We start from the raw sequence: 20913 nt of genomic DNA, 5'->3' as shown, positions 1-20913 counted from the left end.
AGCGTTTAAAAGCGGGAAAAGCAAAGCGATGATAAAGAATATCTTTAACAATGAGTGATAAAGTTAAGGTAACCATAGACGGAATAACCGTAGAAGTAGCACCAGGGACGACCATCCTTAATGCTGCGCGCCAAATCGGTGGGGATATTGTTCCTCCGGCGATGTGTTATTATTCCAAATTAGAAGGTAGCGGTGGTAAATGTAGAACCTGCATCGTAAAGGTGAGTAAGGGTTCTGAAAAAGATCCGCGCCCAATGCCGAAATTAGTAGCTTCATGCCGTACCACTGTAATGGATGGGATGGAAGTGATGAATATTACTTCTCCGGAAGTGATCGAAGCAAGAAGTGGTGTAGTGGAAATGTTGTTGATCAACCACCCATTAGATTGCCCGGTGTGTGATCAGGCTGGTGAATGTGACCTTCAGAACTTAGGTTATGAGCACGGTTTGCAGAAAACACGATATGAGTTCGAAAGAAGAACTTTTGAACGCATTGATATCGGGGATAAAATCCAGTTACACATGAACAGGTGTATCTTGTGTTACCGATGTGTATTTACGGCGGATCAGATTACCAATAAGCGTGTTCACGGTATCTTAAACCGTGGAGATCATTCAGAAATCTCTACTTATATACAAACGGCTGTCGACAATGATTTCTCCGGAAACGTGATCGATGTTTGCCCGGTTGGTGCATTAACCGACAAAACTTTCCGATTCAAAAACAGGGTTTGGTTTACTAAACCGATTGATGCACATAGAGATTGCCCTACTTGTAGCGGTAAAGTAACGCTATGGTATAAAGGAGCAGATGTTTTGCGCGTTACGGCACGTAAAGATGTGTATGGTGAAGTGGAAGAGTTTATCTGTAATACTTGTCGTTTTGATAAGAAAAAGACTGCAGACTGGACAATTGAACATCCTACACACATTCCGGATACCTCGGTAATTGCCTCTAATCACTATGAGACTTTAATACCTTTACCGGTAATTCAGGAAGATGAGCGTTTGAAGGAAGCAAATAGGGTTGAACTAGAAAAAACCACTAAATTCTAATGGATATATCTTTTGTAATAGAAAAATTTGTACTGGTAGCGATTATTTTCGGTATAAGTTTATTGATAGCCATGTATTCCACTTATGCAGAAAGGAAAGTGGCTGCATTTCTACAGGATAGGTTAGGACCAGACAGAGCAGGTCCATTTGGAATTCTTCAGCCTTTAGCTGATGGGGTGAAAATGTTCATGAAAGAGGAGATCATTCCTACAAACGCCAGTAAATGGTTGTTTATGGTGGGTCCTGGTTTATCCATGTTAACAGCTTGTATTGGTACAGCAGTTATTCCATGGGGAAGTGATATGACCATTGGTGATCGCGTGATTCCTTTGCAGGTAACTGACATCAACGTAGGTATTCTTTATATTTTCGGAGTAGTTTCTCTGGGTGTATATGGGGTAATGATCGGTGGTTGGGCATCTAACAACAAGTACTCTTTATTAAGTGCAATTCGTGCAGCATCACAAAATATCAGTTATGAGATTGCAATGGGTCTTTCGATCATTGCTTTATTGCTGGTAACCAACTCGATGAGTTTGGGTGAAATTGTTGCCAATCAGCACGGATGGCGTTGGAATGTATTGTATCAGCCCCTGGGCTTCTTATTGTTCATGATCTGCTCTTTTGCAGAGACGAACAGAGCTCCTTTCGATTTACCGGAATGTGAGACAGAGCTGATCGGTGGTTACCACACAGAATATTCATCTATGAAACTAGGTTTCTACCTGTTCGCAGAATACATCAATATGTTTGTTTCTGCAGCGGTAATGGCTAGTTTATACTTTGGTGGTTATAACTACCCGGGGATGGATTGGGTACTGGCACAAACAGGAACAGTGATTGCTCCTTTAATCGGAACAGCAGTTTTCTTCCTTAAAATCTTTGCTTTCATCTTCTTCTTCATGTGGGTACGCTGGACTATTCCTCGTTTCCGTTATGATCAGTTGATGCACTTAGGTTGGAAGGTGTTAATTCCTTTGGCCATTGCGAATATCATTATCACAAGTATTGTGATTGCTATAATTGAAAAGTTTTAACTGTCCGCTTTTAGCGGTATAATAGGAGGTTTAATGGAACCATTAACCAGTAAAAAGAAAGTATTAGAGAAAAAGCCCCTCACGTTTGCAGAACGCATGTATTTGCCTGCAATCACTAAAGGCTTAGCTATTACCATCAGCCACTTCTTTAAGAAAGAAGCGACCATCAGATACCCGGAACAACAAAGAGAGTTTTCTACGAACTTCAGGGGTATGCACTCTTTGAAAAGAGACGAAGAAGGTAAAGAGCGTTGCACGGCCTGTGGTCTTTGCGCGTTATCTTGTCCGGCTGAAGCGATCACCATGATTGCATCAGAGCGTAAACCGGAAGAGAAAGACCTTTACCGTGAGGAGAAATATGCCTCAGTATATGAGATCAACATGTTACGTTGTATCTTCTGCGGACTGTGCGAAGAAGCCTGCCCAAAAGAAGCCATCTACTTAGACGGTCCGATTGTCCCTTCAGATTACCTGCGTAAAGATTTTATCTACGGCAAGGATAAACTGGTAGAGGCACCATTAGAGAAGAAATAATTAGCATACGTAGCCTTCGGGTTATTAATATAAACAGTTTAAACATATAATAAATGGGTACATCGGTATTCTATTTTGTAGCAGCATTAAGCGTCATCTTTTCACTGATGGTCATCTTTACCAAGAACCCGGTGCACAGCGTGCTTTACTTAATCGTTACTTTCTTTACATTAACGGTTCATTACATTCTATTGAATGCACAGTTTCTGGCAGTCGTGAATTTTATCGTTTACATGGGGGCCATCATGGTTCTATTCCTATTTGTGCTGATGTTGCTCAACCTCAACAAGGAAAATGAGCCGCTAAAATCTAACCTGGTTAAGGTGGTCGGCGTAATTGCAGGATGTTGCTTAATCGTAACTATCATCGGTTCTTTAAAAGCAACAGCGATTTCTGATCCGGTATTACTGAAAAATCCTAACCTTGGATTGGTGAAGAATTTAGGTAAGGAGTTATTTGGTCCTTACATGTTGCCTTTTGAGCTGTCCTCTATTCTATTGCTGACGGCAATGGTGGGTGCAGTATTGTTAACTAAAAAAGAAAAAGCATAGGATTTGGGTTTGCATCAGCTGATGCAAAGCTCATGGCCATAAAATAAGTATAAACTGAATGGAAAACATAACTCAGGGATTGCAGGGAGTACCACTTAACCACTACATCTGGCTAAGTGCGATTATTTTCACCATTGGTGTAGTTGGGGTATTGACCCGTAGAAACGCCATCGTCATCTTTATGTCGGTAGAATTGATGCTGAATGCAGTAAATTTACTGTTAACCGCATTTTCGGTACATAACAATGATCCGTCAGGACAAGTATTCGTATTTTTCATTATGGCACTTGCCGCTGCTGAAGTTGCAGTTGGACTAAGTATTATTGTAATGGTGTACAGAAATACACAATCTATAGATATAAATGTGTTGAATCGCCTTAAGTGGTAATTAATAAGAATAAAGTAATAACATGATAAATTTAGTTTGGCTGGTTCCCTTAATTCCTCTTTTAGGCTTTGTTATCAATGGCCTGGGAAGAAATACGCTTTCTAAAAACCTGATCGGTTTCATCGGAAGCAGCGTGATATTCATTTCATTTGCCATCAGTGTAGGTATCTTCTTCGAATTGGGGGCAGATGCAAATAAGTCGCACGAGATTTTCTTGTTCGACTGGATCAGCGCTGGTAAGCTGAACATTCCACTTTCCTTCCTTGTAGATCCGTTAAGCTCAATTATGCTGCTGATCATCACCGGGGTAGGTTTCTTAATCCATATTTACTCCATTGGCTACATGCACGCTGATGAGGCGTTCGGTAAGTTTTTTAGCTACCTGAATCTCTTTATCTTCTTCATGTTGCTATTGGTATTAGGTTCTAACTACATCGTGATGTTTATCGGATGGGAAGGGGTAGGACTTTGTTCGTACCTGCTGATCGGATTCTGGTACACGAATAGTAGCTATGCTTCTGCTGCTAAGAAAGCTTTTATCATGAACCGTATCGGTGACCTTGGTTTCCTGTTGGGTGTGTTCTTTATCTTTACCACTTTCGGTACAGTTGAGTTCTCTAAAATCTTTCCTCAGGCCGCAAACATGCTTCCTGGAAATGGCAGCATTGCATTAATCGCTTTACTGTTGTTTATCGGTGCTTGTGGTAAATCGGCTCAGTTGCCTTTGTTTACCTGGTTACCGGATGCGATGGCTGGTCCAACGCCGGTTTCTGCATTGATTCACGCGGCTACCATGGTAACTGCGGGTGTATATATGATCGCCAGATCAAACGTGCTCTTCGACCTGGCTCCAATGATTCAGCACATCATTGCTATCGTTGGTTTAGCTACTGCTGTACTGGGTGCAATTATCGCCTTAACACAAACGGATATTAAAAAGGTACTGGCTTATTCTACGGTATCTCAATTGGGATATATGTTCCTTGGTTTAGGAGTTGGCGCTTACAACGGTGCTTTCTTCCACGTAATTACACATGCTTTCTTTAAAGCATTATTGTTCTTATGTGCAGGTTCTGTGATCCATGCTTTGCACCATGAACAAGACATGAGACATATGGGTGGCTTACGTAAGAAATTACCGGTTACTTTTATGACGATGTTGATCGGTACCATTGCAATTGCTGGTTTACCTCCGTTCTCAGGTTTCTTCTCTAAGGATGAGATTCTGGCGCATGTTTATGTACATGATAAAACCATGTGGGCGATCGGTGTATTTACCGCCTTCCTTACTGCTTTCTATATGTTCAGAATGTTGTTCCTTACTTTCTCAGGAAAGTATCGCGGAACGCACCATGCTGAAGAGAAAATTCATGAATCTCCGAAATCTATGACTATTCCTTTAATCGTATTGGCAGTTTTATCTGCGATCGGTGGAATGATCGGTGTACCGGAAGCATTGGGTGGAAATCATTGGTTATCTCATTGGCTGGCTCCGGTGATTAAACACACTGCTGAAGCGCCTGACCATGCAACTGAGTATATGTTAATGGCGGTTTCTGTAATTGGCGTGTTGGTTGCGATCGGCTTTGCCTACGTGAAGTATGTTAAACAAAACCATATCCCACTTCCTGATGAAGGAAAAAGGACTGCTTTGGCTAACTTGTCTTACCAGAAATTCTATATCGATGAGATTTATGATTTGATCATCAGAAGACCTTTGGATGCATTTTCAACTTTCTTCTATAAAATTATTGACAATAAAATTGTTGATGGTATAGTGAACGGTTTAGGTTGGGGCACTTCGGAAGCCAGTAAAGGTTTACGTTTGGTTCAATCCGGAAACGTTGGATTCTATCTGTTAATGATGGTGGTAGGAATCATCTCATTGTTATTGTATACTTATTTATCTCTGTAAAAGATCGTTCAAGAAAACATAATGGAACAACTTTTAATACTTCTTATCTTTCTACCATTGGTTGGCGCCGTGGTTACTGCATTCACAGGTAATGCAGCAAAACATGTGGCTCTGGGGTCGGCAATCCTTTCGTTAGGCCTGACTCTAATCATGGTATGTAACTTTACACCAGATGCCAGTACGCAATTTGCGGTAAACTATCCCTGGATTCAGGATTTAGGGATCAATTTCCACGCGGGAATTGATGGTATCAGCATGATCACCGTTTTATTAACCAATGTATTGGTTCCGGTTATTATTCTATCGGCTTATCAGCATGATTATAAAAAGGCCAATGCCTTCTTTGCATTGATCTTGTTTATGCAGTTTGGTTTATTATTGGTGTTTACTGCTTTAGACGCCTTCTTATTCTATATCGGATGGGAAGCAGCTTTAATTCCTATCTACTTTATCTGCGCCATCTGGGGTGGTAAAGATAGGATTAGCGTAAACATGAAGTTTTTCGTGTATACCATTGCCGGATCTCTGTTCATGCTAATGGGTATCATTTACCTATACTTACAAAATCCTGCTCACAACTTCGAAATTCAGGCTTTCTATAACTTAAATCTTGATGCTGCACAGCAAGGATGGATTTTCTGGGCTTTCTTTATTGCATTTGCGATTAAGATGCCAATCTTCCCATTCCATACCTGGCAACCAGATACGTATGTGGAAGCTCCAACTCCGGGTACGATGTTATTGTCCGGGATTATGTTGAAAATGGGTATTTACGGTCTGATCAGATGGTTATTGCCAATTGCACCGGAAGGTGTTCAACAATGGGGTAATTTAGCCATGATCCTTTCGATTATCGGTGTGGTTTACGCTTCCCTGATTGCTTTTACACAGAAGGATGCTAAAAGACTGGTTGCTTACTCTTCTATTGCTCACGTAGGATTAATTGCCGCAGGTATCTTCGCGTTAAACACACAAGGTATGCAGGGTGCTATGGTACAGATGTTAAGTCACGGTATCAACGTTGTCGGTTTATTCTTTGTGCTTGACATTATCGCAAGTCGCATGAAAACTAATAAAATTGCAGAGTTAGGTGGGATTGCTAAGAAAGCACCTCAGCTGGCCATTGCTTTTCTAATCATTGTATTGGGAACGGTAGCCTTACCAGGAACAAATGGCTTCATCGGAGAATTCTTATTGCTGATCGGTATCTATCAGTACCAGGTTTGGGCAGGCGTTTTCGCTGGATTGTCTATCATCTTCGGTGCGGTATATATGTTCAGAATGTATCAGAACATTATGCTTGGAAAAACCAATGACTTAACCATCGGCTTCACAGATATTAAAGGATCTGAAAAAGTAGTATTGTATGTCATTTGTGCCATGATCATTGCTTTAGGTGTATATCCTAAGCCAATTCTTCACCTATCTGAAGCCTCGGTACAACAATTAATAGAACAGGTAACACAAAAATTAACATCGGTAAACTAAGCAAATGAATATCATCATAACAATTATTGTTACAGCTTTAGTGGTGCTTTATGCAGGTTTGTTTAAAGCTAAAAAAGCGTTATTACCCCTTACCTTAATTGGGTTGCTTACCTCGCTGGCTTTTGTAGTTACTTCCTGGAGCACAAACCAGACTTATTACGGAATGATGCAAATGGATAACTTTGCATTAGCTTTCGCAGGACTAGCTATTTTAGGAACTATTTTTATATTCCTGTTGACGCAGAACTATTTTGCGGCCAATAGTGAAAATATAGCAGAATACTTTACCCTGATGCTTTTTGCCCTGACGGGGATTATCATCATGGTTTCTTACAAAAACATGTCGATGTTATTTATCGGGGTGGAAATTATGTCTGTTGCCTTATATATTCTTGCAGGGATCAGAAAAAATAACTTCGCTTCCAATGAGGCTTCTTTAAAGTACTTCCTGATGGGGGCTTTCTCTACAGGCTTCCTGTTGTTTGGTATTACCCTGATCTACGGTGCTACGGCTTCTTTTGACCTTGATACGATCAACAAATATCTGGTAGAAAACCCACAGTCGATTTCTCCTTTGTTTTACCCCGGGGTGATCTTGTTAATGATCGGTCTGTGCTTTAAAATCGGTGCTGCTCCTTTCCATTTCTGGACTCCGGATGTGTACGAAGGTTCACCAACATTGATTACGACTTTCATGTCTACAGTAGTTAAAACTGCTGGTTTCGCAGCGATTCTACGTTTATTCGCAGATACTTTTGCTCCGCTACATGATTTCTGGTTACCTCCTTTGATGGTGATTGTTTGTCTGACTTTATTCATCGGTAACGTAACTGCTTTATTTCAAAAGAACTTCAAAAGAATGCTGGCTTACTCCAGTATCTCTCATGCAGGTTACTTATTATTCTCTTTAGTATCTCTTACTGCCAGTTCTATGAACAATGTATTGGTGTACGCTGCTGCCTATACTTTTGCAAGTATTTCGGCTTTTGCGGTACTAATCCTGGTGAAACAGAAAACGGGTAATGATAATTTTGAAAGCTTCAATGGTTTAGGAAAACGCAATCCATTTGCGGCATTCGCCCTAACGGTAGCGATGTTGTCCTTAGCGGGTATTCCGTTAACGGCTGGTTTCATCGGTAAATACCTGATGTTCCTGAATGTGATGCACGATTATCATTTTTATTTAGTTGCTTTCGCAATTCTGAATGCTTTAGTAGGATTTTACTATTATTTCAAAGTAATTGTAGCGATGTATTTCAAAGAGGGTACGGAGATCACACTGGAAACGCCTGTACAGTATAAGGTTGTACTGGCATTATCGCTGATCATCACCGTTTTCCTTGGGATTTATCCAGCTATAATTTTAAATCTGATATAGTCATATCTGTAGATAATTATATGTAGTTTTACGAATAATTGAACTATGCAAGATTTCTGGAACTCATTACAGCAATTTATTGATCCTGAAAAACTACTTAAAGAAGGTGGTTTTTATGTTGTAATGTTTGTGATCTTCGCCGAGACAGGTTTGTTTTTTGGTTTCTTTTTACCAGGGGACTACCTGTTGTTTCTTGCCGGCATGTTCGTCGCTACAGGCAAATTAGACGTCAACCTTTATGTGTTGATTCTTGGACTAATTGTTGCCGCCGTATCAGGTAATTTTACAGGCTATTGGTTTGGTCGAAAGACGGGCCCCGTCCTGTATGATAGAAAGGACTCCTTCTTCTTTAAAAAACGTTATTTAAAGGCTGCCGAAGATTATTATAATAAACAGGGGGCCTTTGCACTTATAATGGGGCGGTTTGTTCCGATTGTAAGAACTTTTGCACCGATTTTTGCTGGTGTAGTAAAACTGGACTTTAAAAGATTTGCATTATATAACTTTGCGGGTGCAATTATTTGGATTGCTTCCTTAACTTTGCTGGGTTATTTCCTTGGCAAAAGATTTGAAAAAGAAATTAACGATTATTTATTATACATTATTATAGGTTTTATTGTCATCACCACTATTCCACTGATTTACACGTTCGTAAAGAAGAAAGTAGTGAAAGAAGACAATGACGATATATCAAACACTGAACATTAAAAATGATTAAAGACGAGCGTCATCCGTGGCATTTTGTTTCTCCAGGTGAAAACTTACCTGAAACAGTAAATGCAATTATTGAAATTCCTAAAGGATCTAAAGCAAAATACGAAATCGATAAAGATTCCCACCTGATTAAATTAGACAGGGTACTCTTCTCTTCTGTAATGTATCCGGCTAACTATGGTTTTATCCCACAAACTTATTGTGATGATAATGACCCTCTGGATATCCTTGTACTTTGTTCTGTTGACGTTTACCCAATGTCAATCGTAGAAGCAAAAGTTATCGGTGTTATGCACATGGTGGATAATGGTGAACAAGACGATAAAATTATTGCAGTAGCAAAAAATGATATGTCTGTGAACTACATCAATGATTTAGCAGAATTGCCTCCTCATACGATGAAGGAAATTGTGAAATTCTTCCAGGACTATAAAGCCTTAGAAGAAAAACAGGTTACTATTGAGCACCTTTTGGGCGTTCGATATGCGCATAAAGTGATACAGGAAAGTATCCTCCTTTATGACCAGAAGTTTAGAAATCAAACATCTTAATGGAAGGATTCAAGATATTTTTAACATTCTTCTTAGTAGCACTGAACGGGTTTTTCGTTGCAGCAGAGTTTGCAATTGTAAAAGTCCGGGCATCACAAATTGAAATTAAAGCAAAATCAGGTAGCAGGGTAGCCAATATTGCAAAATATATTACCCAGCATCTGGACGGATACCTGGCTGCCACGCAGCTAGGTATTACTTTAGCTTCTCTGGGCTTAGGTTGGGTAGGTGAATCTGTAATGCACAGCCTCATCCACGACATGTTAGCCGGCTTTAATTTTTCTGAAGTATACATCACTTCAATCTCTACCGCAATCGCCTTCTTATTTATTACCGTAATGCACATTGTATTTGGTGAATTGGCGCCTAAATCGATAGCGATACAACGCCCTGTAGCAACAACACTGTTTATTGCAGTGCCATTACAGGCATTTTACCTGATCTTCAGACCCTTCATCTGGGTGCTGAACGGATTTGCAAATATGATCCTTAAAGTCTTCGGAATCTCAACTGTAGGGGGCCATGAGTCCGTCCACAGTACTGAAGAACTTCATTATTTGTTAGATCAGGGTAAAGAGAGTGGTGCTTTAGATACCAATGAGCATGAATTGATTAAAAATGTCTTTGACTTCAACGAAAGAGTTGTAAAAAATATTATGGTTCCCCGAACCAAAATATCAGGAATTGAATTGTCTACTCCTCCGGCCGCTGTGATTGATAAAATCATCGGCGACGGATATTCCAGACTACCGGTATATGATGGCATTATCGATAAAATCATTGGTATTATACATGCCAAGGATATTTTACCCTTGCTGGCCTCCAAAAAAGACTGGGTTTTACAAGACATCATCAGAAAACCTTATTTCGTTCCTGAAACAAAGAAAATTAATGACCTGTTGAGCGAACTTCAACAGAAACGCATTCAGATCGCAATCGTAATCGATGAGTTTGGTGGTACCGCAGGTATGGTAACACTTGAAGATATCGTAGAAGAGATTGTTGGAGAAATCCAGGATGAGTATGATGAAGAGAAGCCAACTGTAGAGAAAATCTCTGAAACTGAATTCATCATTAATGCCTATGCCACTGTTTATGATGTGAATGAGCATTTACCGCACGACCTTCCTGAAGATGAAGATTTTGATACTGTAGGCGGATTGGTATCCCATGCTTTTGGTAAAATACCAGAAGTAGGTGATAGCGAGGAATGCTATGGTTATTTATTCACCATCTTAAAGAAAACTGAGCAAAATATTGAAACCATAAAGCTTGAACTGGTGATTGATAAAAGCGATATGGTGGACAACCACTAAACCTTTTAAGCAATGCACGTTTTTTATACCCCTGATATTGATGCCACCGAGTATTCTTTAAATGAAGAAGAAAGTAAACATTGTCTCAAGGTCCTGCGATTAGGACTTGGCGATGTGGTGAATCTGATTGACGGAAAAGGAGGCTTTTATGAAGCAGAAATCACCGGAGAAGGAAAGAAAAATGTCCAGCTCCATGTGACCAAAGCAATTCAGGAGTATCAAAAACGAAACCACCACTTGCACATTGTGGTGGCACCTACCAAAAATATCGATCGTCTGGAATGGTTTCTTGAAAAAGCAACCGAGATAGGGATCGATGAAATTACCCCGATCATCTGCGAGCGTTCTGAAAGGAAAATCATCAAGGAAGATCGGCTTAATAAAGTGATCACCTCCGCAGTTAAGCAATCTTTACAAGCTTACCATCCGGTATTAAATCCGCAGATCTCTTTTGCTGATTTTTTGAAAATTGAAAATAACTCCATAAAAATGATTGCGCATTGCATCGATGGAGAACCCCGCCTGTACATTAGTCAGGTGGCCGAACCCCACCAAAACTACACTGTTTTGATTGGTCCGGAAGGCGACTTTAGTCCGAAAGAAATCGAACTCGCTTTGCAAAACGGCTTTAAACCCTTAACTTTAGGTAATACACGTCTGAGAACAGAAACTGCTGCATTGGCAGCCTGCTTTGAGGTGAATTATTTAAACAGATGAAATTAAAAACAGGCCTGGTTGTCGGATTAATATTTTTGTTGTGTGGCTTTAAGCCGCCAACTTATAAGATGGCTAAGTTGAAATATAATGGGGGAGGCGATTGGTATGCCAACAGAACCGCGCTTCCGAATCTCATAGACTTCTGCAATAAAAACCTGAATACAAATTTCGCTCCTCAGGATGCCACCGTCGAAGTGGGTAGCGCAGAACTATTCAATTATCCTTTTGTATACCTGACAGGGCATGGAAATGTAGTGTTCAGCGATGCTGAGGCCGAAAATTTACGAAAATACCTTAGCGGTGGAGGTTTCCTTCACATCGATGATAACTACGGACTGGATAAGTTTATCCGCAAGGAAATGAAAAAGGTTTTTCCTGAGCTTTCTTTTGTGGAATTACCAGCCAATCATCCACTCTATCAGCAAAAATTTAAATTCCCGAATGGTTTACCGAAAATCCACGAACATGATGGGAAGTCGCCTCAGGGGCTGGCTTTAATCAGGGAGGGTAGGGTACTCTGCTATTACACATTTGAATGCGATCTGGGGAATGGTTGGGAGGATTTCGGTACTTATCCGGAGGATACACAAGATAAACGCCTGAACGCGCTAAAAATGGGCGCAAATTTGGTTCAGTATGCACTAACACAATAACTATGAAGGTAAAAGTAAATGAGCAATACAATTTCAACGTAGTCGTTTCAGAGAAAACAATCACGGTGGACGGACAAGCACTTGATATTGATGCCAAAGAATTATCGGCTAACACCCAACATATCATTTATGAGCATAAATCCTATACTGTAGAAGTCCTGGAGCGGGAAGAAGGAGGAAAGCAGGCGACGATTAGGGTAAACGGTAATCTGTATCAGGTAGACATGGAAGATCAATATGATGAATTGTTGAAACAGTTAGGAATGGATAGTGCTGCTGCGCATAAAGTGCAGGAAATTAAAGCACCGATGCCTGGTTTAGTACTCCAACTCATGGTTACCGAAGGCCAGGAAGTAACTAAGGGCGACAGCTTACTGGTTCTGGAAGCGATGAAGATGGAAAATATCATTAAATCGCCTGCAGCAGGTATGGTAAAGCGAATCTTAGTGCAAAAAGGAGATAAAGTAGAGAAGAACGGTATCCTGATCCAATTTGCCTAAACTAAATTAGTGGATTCAAGGCTATTCAAAAATTCTGTATATAAAAAAAGGGAGCGGTTATCTGCTCCCTTTTTTATAGTCTGGTTTTAATTTCTGGCCTTGAATGCCCTTGCAGCTTTCGGCTTAAATTGTGGTTTTCCAGTAGATCTGATCTCTGAAGCACCTAACATAGTCATGGCGCAACGGAAGCCGATATCGGCCGTAGATTCATCCTGTTGTAGGAATCGTCTGGTTGCAGGATTTAACCATAAAGCCTGATCATCCCATGAACCACCTTTAAAAACTCTTGATTTATCCGTTACCAGGGTGATTTCGCCATATAACTCATTCGCCTGATCACGGAAACCTCTTTGATCCGCATAAGTATTTGCAGTCGCTGTTGCGGGCGCTGCTGCCTGTTTCTCTGCCCAGGTTTGTTTCTTATAGGCCTTAGCATCGGTTAAAACCGGTCTGTTATACTTATCTATCTCTATTTTGCCACTGATTGGATCAGCTACTTTTTTGTCTTTATAATAGTTACCTCTATATGGATTGAAAGCATCAGCAGCTTCGAATGTTTTGGCACGATAAACGTCAGCAACCCATTCATTTACGTTTCCAGCCATGTTGTACAAGCCAAAATCATTCGGCATATAAGACCTTACTGCAACGGTTAAACCACCTTTATCATTCAGGGAACCACCAACACCCATGTAATCTCCTTTAGTTCTTTTAAAGTTGGCTAAAATCAATCCTCTGGTGTTTCTTTTGGCAGAACTTAAGCCCAGACCATTCCATGGATAAATCTTGTTGGCATTGATGTTTTCATATTGAGTATTGCCAATCAATCCAAGTGCTGCATATTCCCATTCTGCCTCTGTTGGCAAACGGTAAGGTTGTTTGATGATGCCATCTTCCAGTCTTACGTTTCTGGTGGCGCCACTTCTGCCACCTGTATTGGCTGCTCCGGCAGCATTACCGGCATTTGATGGATTAAGATCTTTCATGGCTCTTTTTCCCTTATCATCGTACTGACCGTTCAGGTAAACATCCGTATTGAAAGCTCCTTTTGAGTTATTGGTTGTCGCAGCAGCAGCTGAATTGGAGTTTCCACCATTCATATCTTTGAAACTGGTCATATAACCCTTTTCACGGAGTAAAAGCTCATTCACGCGATCTGTTCTCCAGGCACAATATCTTTCTGCCTGTTCCCAGGTTACACCCACCACCGGATAATCCTGGTAAGCGGGATGTCTTAAATAATTATCTACGTATGGTTCATTGTAGGATAGCGGTCTGCGCCACACTAAAGTATCAGGAAGTTCGTTATAGTAATATTCGTGATCTGTAGGATAGGTGGTGCGAATCCAGCTCAGATATTCCAGCCAGTTGGTATTTGAAACTTCGGTTTCATCCATGTAAAAGGAAGAAACGGTGGTTTCTCTTTTGTGGTTGTAATTGCTAAGTTCTTCACCAGCAACATTGATTGCACTTCCGCTCATCACGAAAACACCGCCTTCAATTTCTACTAATCCAGGACCGGGGCCACGTTTAAATTTTTTATTTACTTCAAAGCCACCAAACTCGCGCTTGTTATACGCCATTCCTGTCTTCTCTGAAGTTCCTGATTTTGACTTACAGGAAGAGAAAGAACCTACTACTGCAATAGCTGCAATCGAATAATATAAGTATGATTTTTTCATATTGAGGGATCTCATAGTGCTTTAACTGTTAAAATTACATAAAAAAAGAGTTACTGAGCAAGAAAAAACACGACTTAGATAAAAAATAATCTTTTGTAAAATATGTTTGCGCATATCTGAGGCAGGTTTTGTAATAGTATGCTGGAATTAGTACAGATTTTTTGTCTGATATTACACAACAGAAGATATGCCTGGAATTTAACAGGTTTGACCTGGTCTTTGCATATTTACCGGCGACCGCCCAAAAATTCCACTGGAAACACGTTAAGGTTAGCTTTATTGCTTAATTTCGGGGAGGTCGGATCAGCCTTGCTGATGATCAAATGACAAGACCGGAAAAGATCGAGACAGTAAAAGAGAATACGTATAAACTAATAGATATAGAAATGAAGATTAAGGTAGGATTTGGCTTTGATGTACACCAGCTAAAGGATGGACATCCTTTCATCGTGGGAGGAGTAAATTTGGAACACCATAAAGGCGCTTTTGGTCATTCAGATGCGGATGTGTTGCTTCATGCGATTTGCGATGCATTACTTGGTGCCGCAAATCTCCGGGATATTGGTTACCATTTTAAGAATACTGATCCCCGTTGGAAAGGAATTAGCAGCCTGATCCTATTGCAAGAAAGTGTGAAACTGGTTAAAGAAAAAGGATTTGAAATTGGAAATATTGATGCAATGCTTTGTTTAGAAGCGCCAAAAATCAATCCGCATATTCCGGCAATGCAAGAGCATATTGCAACCGCCACGGGAATGGATATCGAAGACATTTCCATCAAGGCAACAACCAACGAACAAATGGGATTTATTGGGAGAGAAGAAGGTGTGGTTGCTTATGCGGTCTGCCTGATTCAAAAAGGATAAAATAGAAAAAGTCTGTAATTGAAGTGCCCCCAATAAGTGTCTAACTTTTTGGGCGCACTTCAATTACAGGCTTCTTAAAAAGCTAAAATTATTCTTCTAAATAACCGAATTTCCCCTGGTTATAATCTGCAATAGCCTGTTGAATTTCTTCGGGTTTGTTCATTAAAAACGGCCCGTAATGTGTGACAGGCTCATTTATAGGTGCCCCGCTTAAAACAAGCACTACACTATCCTGAAAACCTTCGACAAAAATTTGTTCCCCTTCATTTTTGAAATGAACCATTTGATCTGCTTTTGCGATTTCTCCGTTATTCACTTTAATCTCCCCTTCAATAACCACAAAAGCGGTATTGAAATCAGCGGGGAAGCTGAAAGTTGCCTTTCCGCCTTTATTCAGGCGTAAATTATAGGCATGAATTGGTGTAAAAGTATTTGCAGATCCTTTTGTACCCCGATATTCTCCGGCAATTACCTCTACCAGACCTGCGTCATCTGGCAATTGATGTTTAGCAATTTCCGCATGACTAATCGCCTGATATTTCGGCTTACTCATTTTATCTTTCGCAGGTAAATTGACCCAAAGTTGCACCATTTGGAAGGTGCCGCCCTGTTTACTGAAGACCTCTTCATGATATTCTTTGTGTAAAATGCCACTTGCGGCAGTCATCCATTGCACATCTCCGGGATAAATTACACCACTATTTCCAGCACTATCATGATGCGCAACCGCTCCATGATAAGCGATAGTTACCGTTTCAAATCCACGATGTGGATGTACGGCTACGCCTCTAGGCTCGGTGCGTGCTGAAAACTGGATTTTGGAATTATAATCCAACAGGAAAAAGGGACTCATTTTGAGCTTATACCCATTAGGAAAAAAATTATGGACCCTAAATCCGTCTCCAACCATATGAGGTGCCGGCGGGTTTAAAACCGCCGATACCTGTTTTATATTTTCATTCATTACGTCTCTCCATTCTAAATTTAGATGGACGTGTTGTTTTTAAGCTTGTTTTACAAATTGTAATTCGCCTAATATTCTTACGTCCTCGCTCACCATCACTCCACCAGTTTCCAATGCTGCATTCCAGGTTAAACCAAAGTCAGTTCTGTTGATTTTACCACTAACGGTAAATCCTGCTTTAGTATTTCCCCATGGATCTGTAGCGATACCACCAAATTCTACATTTAATTTGATCGGTTTAGTTGTTCCTTTAAGGGTTAAATCACCTTTTAAAACATAATCACCGCCATCTTTTTCAAAAGAACTAGAAGTAAAGGTCATTTTTGGGAATTGTTCTCCGTCAAAGAAATCACCGCTTTTCAAATGATTATCTCTGTCTGTATTTCCAGTGTCAATGGAGTTGATATCTGCTTCAAAAGTAACTTTAGCATTTTCAAAATCTTCAGTTTCAGCAATTAAAGATCCTGTTAATGTGTTCATACTACCAGTTACTGTAGTGATCATTAAGTGTTTTACTTTAAACTGTAGTTCACTGTGAGTTGGGTCTAATGACCATTGAGTAGTTGCCATAATATTGTTGTTTTTAGATGTTCTTATTTACAACACAAAATTACGGCCACAAAGCTTATCATACATTGATGTATGATAAGAAAACGCTAGACTTTAAAATGCTTGTGGGCGAGGTCTTTACGGACCCTGCTGAGCGACTCTGGAGTGATGCCCAAATAGGATGCAATCATCCATTGCGGGACCCTTAGGGTAAGGTTTGGGTAAAGTTGAATAAAGTTCAAATATCTTTCTTCGGCGGTAGCACTAAGCAACATATTGATCCTTTTATGCATGAAACGAATCGAATTGTTCAGCATAGTGTTATTCAGATCGTACATACAGGGGACATGTTTTGCCGCCTCATCAATAAAACCTTTGGGCATTAAAACTGCCTGAGTAGGCTCAATAGCATCAATGAAAAATTCAGAAGCTTCATTAAACATCCCATTCCGGTCAGAAAGCCACCATTGTTCCGGCGCAAACTGGATGATATGGGTTTTACCTTTGGCATCTATAGAATAGCTGCGCAGTAATCCGCTAAGCACAAAATAACCGTGTGGAGATACTTCCCCCTTCATCAGGATCATTTCATTTTTATCAAAGCTCTTTACTTTAAGCCGACCGGAGATTAAGTCGAATTGCTCATCTGTAATGGCGACTTTCTTCTGTAAATAGAGTTTGAACTGCTCAAGCATATTTGATATAGATAAAACCTATTTTTTAACAGGTTCGATATTGGAAAAATCTACACCGCATTTGCAGTTAGATGCACAGCCTCCTTTTTTAGGAGATACTGATCTGAAGATCATGCGGCCTATATAAAATATAGCAGCGATGAAAAGAATGACAACTAATATGGTTTGAATATCCATAGGTGCAAAACTAGGTAAAGCCTGCCTCAGGCAGGTCTGTTAAATGTAAATTTACTTTTCTATCAGGCCAACGGTTCCGCCAACCCAATCAAAATCTTTATTATATCGGACACCGATCATTTTCCCGCGACTTAAGCGCGCAAGGCTGATACAAAGCGTCGGTTCTTTTCCTTCCGGCCATAAGTACATCAACCTGATCTCTACTTTGATGCCCCCATCTGGTGCCTGAACAACCGGTTCATAGCTTACCTTCCTTTGCAGTATCCAATTCTCCGGATCAGCAATATTTTCAATGTCTTTCTTTTCGACATCAATAATCACGCCCATGCCTGCAAAAGAAAACAAAGGTTTCAATACATAGTTTTCTAAATCTTCAGGAATCTCCTCCAGATCTTTCAGGAAATGAGTAGGGGGAACAAAATCGCTCTTTAAAAAAGGCATGGTATATTTACTGATCCGATAAAACCAGTTTGGGTGAGTCACCCATTCTATATCCAGTGCTTCACGGGGGTCAAAACTGTTTTTGAAAATATCCGTATTGTCACCAATCTCATCAAAAATCAATCGGTTATAAATCCTTTTAAGGATGACTTTTTGGCCGTCTTGCTGGTAATAAAGATGATTATCTTCCTTTCTCAGGTCGGAAAGACTCAGTATTTTTATCCCGAGATATTTTTCCGTGATCAAAAAATCAATTGCTGTTTTCTGATGAGGGGCATCAAGATCCATCAGGGCAACTTCGTGAGGTTGGTGCTTGCCAATGATCACTTCTTTTAGTAATTCCAGATAGCTTTCTTCATTAAGCCCATTGAAATATGGAGTCAGTTCCGGTGATAAGTCAAATGATTGCTGAAAGATCTTTGCTAAATGTGATTGAAAACCATAAAGTGAAGGAAAACCCTGTAATTCAATTAATTTTGGAATCAGATTTCCCTCCTGATCCTTACAGATTCCAAAGTCGAACGTAAGGAAGTGGGGATGTCCATTTTCATCAGGAACCTTCCAGTCCGCTGGAATCGACTTTTCGGTGAGCCTTTTAAAGTTTTCATTTTTAATCAACGTTATAATCTCTGCCCCGGCAGCTATCAACTGATCTTTTAAGGATGCCGGAAGAAATACAGGGGTTTCTGCTACCCTAAACGGAATTTCAACAAAGCCTTTTTCCAGCTCTTTCAAAAACAAATCGTACTGTTCTTTTGAAAATTGTGCGTTGAAAGAAGCCCGGTAGCTATTGATCATATGTTATGCTTCTTGTAATGCGTTTAGCGCCTCATTTAAAAAGTTCGGTAAAATCAGGCTTTGGGTCAGGGTAATTCTATCCGGATCGTCTACACTATTCAACATATCAAGGTATTTTTCCTCTCCATGATTTTCTATAATTGCTTTTTTCTTGTCTTCCTGGAGTAGATATAACTTCATGCCTACAGGGTCTGCTTCCGGATGAAACTGTGTGCCCACAATTTCCGGGGTAAAGCGAATGGCCATCACACAGCGTTCCAGATCTATATGCGGGCGTTCTTTTTCTATGGCCAAAACTTCGGCCTCATGATTAGAAAAGAAGATATCTTCCGGATTGATCACTTGCCAGTCTCTGCTGTCCACGGTATAAAAAGGATTTGGTAATCCATGAAATATCGGATCATTTTCGCCTTCCTCGGTTAGGAAAATAGGGAAAATACCGAAAGCTGTAGAGCGTCTTTTGATCACTTTTCCTACCCCAAATCTACGGCAAGCCATTTGAAAAGAGTGACAAATCAAGAAAACGTGTTTCTTTTGATGTTCATGTTGCAGATTGAAGTCCTCCAATTCGTCCATCAGTGCAAAGAAATCACTTTCCCATTGCTGGCCAATACCATCAAAAGGACTCCCCGGACCACCGCTGGAAATATAGATGTCGTACGTAGAATCAGGAATTTCTCCTTTTAACCTCAAATCAAATAGATCAAAAGATAAGTTAATTGCTGTTTCTTTCTGATAACGGTGTAAAACCTCTTGTATCCCGCGCATCCCTTGATTCGCAGCTCCATTATTCATGTCAATTACAGCAACTCTGATGTTGTTTTTATCCCTGTTCATTTTATCTGGCACCTATTAATGTTTGCGTAGTAATGTAATCTACCACTGACTCAAAGTTACCATTTTGTTCGTAAACAGCCAATTGCCTGTCAGCACCTGTGCCATTGGCCAGAATTGTATGGACATATTTCAGGTCTTCCCTGCAACCCAGATCATCTACCACATCATCTACAAAATCGAGCAACTCTAATACCAGATTCCGACAATTCACCTCCATTTCTTTTCCAAAATCGATTAGATTCCCATCAATACCGTATCTGGCTGCTCTCCATTTATTCTCATTAATCAAAGCTCTGGAATAGCTGATGAATTTCATGTTTTGCAAGCGGAGCTTATATAATTTGGCGCATAAGGCCTGAAATAGCGCCACAAATGCCATGGTTTCATCTATTAACATCGGGCAATCGCAAATTCTGAACTCTATAGTTTCAAAAAAGGGATGCACCCGAATATCCCACCATATCTTTTTAGCATTATCGATGCTATTGGTTTTGATCAATAACTTCACATAGTTATCATAATCTTCAATGCTATTGAAAATGTCTGGAATTCCTGTTCTTGGAAACTTATCAAATATCTTCGTCCGGAAAGATTTATAACCGGTATTCCTACTTTCCCAGAAAGGAGAGTTTGTAGATAACGCAAACACATGCGGTAAAAAATAACGCACCTGATTAGCAATATGAATTGCCAGCTCTCTGGATTGGAAGCCTACATGTACATGTAAACCAAAGATTAAATTAGATCTGGCGGCCTCCTGAAGCTCATTTACAATCTCGCTATACCTTGGGTGCTCCGTTATCAATTGTTTTTCCCAATGTGAAAAAGGGTGTGTGCCGGCAGCGCCGATCCGTAAACCTTGTTCTCCTGCCAATTGCGAGACCGTATACCGCAATTGCGATATTTCTGCACGGGCCTCTTCTGTGTTTTTACAGATACCAGTGCCGACCTCCACTACCGCCTGGTGCATCTCTGCCTTGACCTGGTCTTTGTGTATTTTTTGTGCCGCCTCTACAATCTTTTGATCATGAGAGGTCAATTCGCGGGTTACAGGATCGATTACCATGTACTCTTCCTCTACACCAAGTGTAAAAATATTCATCTTTT

General features: G+C 40.3%; 23 protein-coding genes. 15 read left to right on the top strand and 8 right to left on the bottom strand.

Translation table 11 applies throughout. From position 1 onward, the window contains the following. The first annotated feature begins 50 nt into the window (after nucleotides 1-50). Genes OQX61_RS15655 through OQX61_RS15590 form a run of 14 tightly spaced genes read left to right on the top strand, consistent with a single transcriptional unit; the run spans nucleotide 51 to nucleotide 12797 of the window. Nucleotides 51-1055: a 2Fe-2S iron-sulfur cluster-binding protein gene (locus tag OQX61_RS15655; RefSeq protein ID WP_265842721.1), complete on the top strand. Its 1005-nt coding sequence runs from the start codon at nucleotides 51-53 to the stop codon at nucleotides 1053-1055. Then, on the top strand, nucleotides 1055-2092 hold the full coding sequence (gene nuoH / locus OQX61_RS15650) for an NADH-quinone oxidoreductase subunit NuoH (protein ID WP_265842719.1): 1038 nt from the start codon (nucleotides 1055-1057) through the stop codon (nucleotides 2090-2092). The genes OQX61_RS15655 and nuoH overlap by 1 nt, the downstream gene beginning before the upstream one ends. 33 nt (nucleotides 2093-2125) lie before the next feature. Continuing rightward, nucleotides 2126-2626 (top strand): NADH-quinone oxidoreductase subunit I, encoded by a 501-nt coding sequence (locus OQX61_RS15645; protein ID WP_265842718.1) that lies wholly within the window; start codon nucleotides 2126-2128, stop codon nucleotides 2624-2626. A gap of 53 nt (nucleotides 2627-2679) precedes the next feature. Further along, the gene (locus OQX61_RS15640; RefSeq protein WP_265842717.1) at nucleotides 2680-3177 is read left to right on the top strand and encodes an NADH-quinone oxidoreductase subunit J; all 498 of its coding nucleotides are present in this window, start codon (nucleotides 2680-2682) and stop codon (nucleotides 3175-3177) included. 58 nt (nucleotides 3178-3235) lie between these two features. After that, nucleotides 3236-3565, top strand: coding sequence for an NADH-quinone oxidoreductase subunit NuoK (gene nuoK, locus OQX61_RS15635; protein ID WP_265842716.1), 330 nt, complete (start codon nucleotides 3236-3238; stop codon nucleotides 3563-3565). A gap of 22 nt (nucleotides 3566-3587) precedes the next feature. Beyond that, nucleotides 3588-5480, top strand: a complete 1893-nt coding sequence (gene nuoL, locus OQX61_RS15630) for an NADH-quinone oxidoreductase subunit L (RefSeq protein WP_265842714.1) — start codon at nucleotides 3588-3590, stop codon at nucleotides 5478-5480. Between the two features lie 21 nt (nucleotides 5481-5501). Further along, nucleotides 5502-6968 (top strand): NADH-quinone oxidoreductase subunit M, encoded by a 1467-nt coding sequence (locus OQX61_RS15625; RefSeq protein ID WP_265842711.1) that lies wholly within the window; start codon nucleotides 5502-5504, stop codon nucleotides 6966-6968. A gap of 4 nt (nucleotides 6969-6972) precedes the next feature. Further along, nucleotides 6973-8346, top strand: a complete 1374-nt coding sequence (locus tag OQX61_RS15620) for an NADH-quinone oxidoreductase subunit N (protein WP_265842709.1) — start codon at nucleotides 6973-6975, stop codon at nucleotides 8344-8346. 45 nt (nucleotides 8347-8391) lie between these two features. Continuing rightward, a complete protein-coding gene (locus OQX61_RS15615; protein ID WP_265842707.1) occupies nucleotides 8392-9054 on the top strand; it encodes a DedA family protein in 663 nt (220 codons plus the stop codon). Between the two features lie 2 nt (nucleotides 9055-9056). Next, the gene (locus tag OQX61_RS15610) at nucleotides 9057-9611 is read left to right on the top strand and encodes an inorganic diphosphatase (RefSeq protein WP_062546557.1); all 555 of its coding nucleotides are present in this window, start codon (nucleotides 9057-9059) and stop codon (nucleotides 9609-9611) included. Next, entirely contained in the window at nucleotides 9611-10927 is a 1317-nt protein-coding gene (locus tag OQX61_RS15605; protein WP_265842704.1) for a hemolysin family protein, read from the top strand. Before OQX61_RS15610 ends, OQX61_RS15605 begins: the two co-directional genes overlap by 1 nt. Nucleotides 10928-10939: 12 nt before the next feature. Continuing rightward, the gene (locus OQX61_RS15600; protein ID WP_265842702.1) at nucleotides 10940-11644 is read left to right on the top strand and encodes a 16S rRNA (uracil(1498)-N(3))-methyltransferase; all 705 of its coding nucleotides are present in this window, start codon (nucleotides 10940-10942) and stop codon (nucleotides 11642-11644) included. After that, complete coding sequence (locus tag OQX61_RS15595; RefSeq protein ID WP_265842701.1) at nucleotides 11641-12297, top strand: DUF4159 domain-containing protein; 657 nt, start codon at nucleotides 11641-11643, stop codon at nucleotides 12295-12297. Before OQX61_RS15600 ends, OQX61_RS15595 begins: the two co-directional genes overlap by 4 nt. Nucleotides 12298-12299: 2 nt before the next feature. Next, nucleotides 12300-12797, top strand: coding sequence for an acetyl-CoA carboxylase biotin carboxyl carrier protein subunit (locus tag OQX61_RS15590; protein ID WP_265842700.1), 498 nt, complete (start codon nucleotides 12300-12302; stop codon nucleotides 12795-12797). Between the two features lie 86 nt (nucleotides 12798-12883). Here the strand turns inward: OQX61_RS15590 and OQX61_RS15585 are convergent, their stop codons facing one another. Next, nucleotides 12884-14479 carry an SUMF1/EgtB/PvdO family nonheme iron enzyme gene (locus OQX61_RS15585; protein ID WP_265842698.1) on the bottom strand — a complete coding sequence of 532 codons (1596 nt, stop codon included), beginning with the start codon at nucleotides 14477-14479 and terminating at the stop codon, nucleotides 12884-12886. 386 nt (nucleotides 14480-14865) lie between these two features. On the opposite strand from OQX61_RS15585, the gene ispF reads away from it, so the two are divergent. After that, nucleotides 14866-15345, top strand: a complete 480-nt coding sequence (gene ispF, locus OQX61_RS15580; protein WP_265842697.1) for a 2-C-methyl-D-erythritol 2,4-cyclodiphosphate synthase — start codon at nucleotides 14866-14868, stop codon at nucleotides 15343-15345. A gap of 88 nt (nucleotides 15346-15433) precedes the next feature. On the opposite strand, the gene OQX61_RS15575 is transcribed toward ispF, so the two are convergent. The 7 genes from OQX61_RS15575 to OQX61_RS15545 all read right to left on the bottom strand — a co-directional run bounded on the left by OQX61_RS15575 (nucleotide 15434) and on the right by OQX61_RS15545 (nucleotide 20908). Next, nucleotides 15434-16255, bottom strand: a complete 822-nt coding sequence (locus tag OQX61_RS15575; protein WP_265843072.1) for a pirin family protein — start codon at nucleotides 16253-16255, stop codon at nucleotides 15434-15436. A 93-nt stretch (nucleotides 16256-16348) separates the two neighbouring features. Next, nucleotides 16349-16879, bottom strand: a complete 531-nt coding sequence (locus tag OQX61_RS15570; protein ID WP_265842696.1) for a YceI family protein — start codon at nucleotides 16877-16879, stop codon at nucleotides 16349-16351. 86 nt (nucleotides 16880-16965) lie between these two features. Further along, entirely contained in the window at nucleotides 16966-17553 is a 588-nt protein-coding gene (locus tag OQX61_RS15565; protein ID WP_265842695.1) for a Crp/Fnr family transcriptional regulator, read from the bottom strand. Between the two features lie 18 nt (nucleotides 17554-17571). Further along, nucleotides 17572-17730 carry a FeoB-associated Cys-rich membrane protein gene (locus tag OQX61_RS24350; protein ID WP_265842694.1) on the bottom strand — a complete coding sequence of 53 codons (159 nt, stop codon included), beginning with the start codon at nucleotides 17728-17730 and terminating at the stop codon, nucleotides 17572-17574. Nucleotides 17731-17781: 51 nt separating this feature from the next. Beyond that, entirely contained in the window at nucleotides 17782-18969 is a 1188-nt protein-coding gene (locus tag OQX61_RS15555; protein ID WP_265842693.1) for a hypothetical protein, read from the bottom strand. Between the two features lie 3 nt (nucleotides 18970-18972). Next, nucleotides 18973-19806: a GMP synthase gene (locus tag OQX61_RS15550; protein WP_265842692.1), complete on the bottom strand. Its 834-nt coding sequence runs from the start codon at nucleotides 19804-19806 to the stop codon at nucleotides 18973-18975. A gap of 1 nt (nucleotide 19807) precedes the next feature. Beyond that, entirely contained in the window at nucleotides 19808-20908 is a 1101-nt protein-coding gene (locus OQX61_RS15545) for a carboxylate-amine ligase (RefSeq protein ID WP_265842691.1), read from the bottom strand. Nucleotides 20909-20913 lie beyond the last annotated feature (5 nt).

It is taken from the genome of Pedobacter sp. PLR (assembly GCF_026239675.1).
Lineage (GTDB): Bacteria > Bacteroidota > Bacteroidia > Sphingobacteriales > Sphingobacteriaceae > Pedobacter.
Note: the sequence above shows the minus strand (reverse complement) of the source record. Positions and strands in the feature narration are given on the sequence as shown.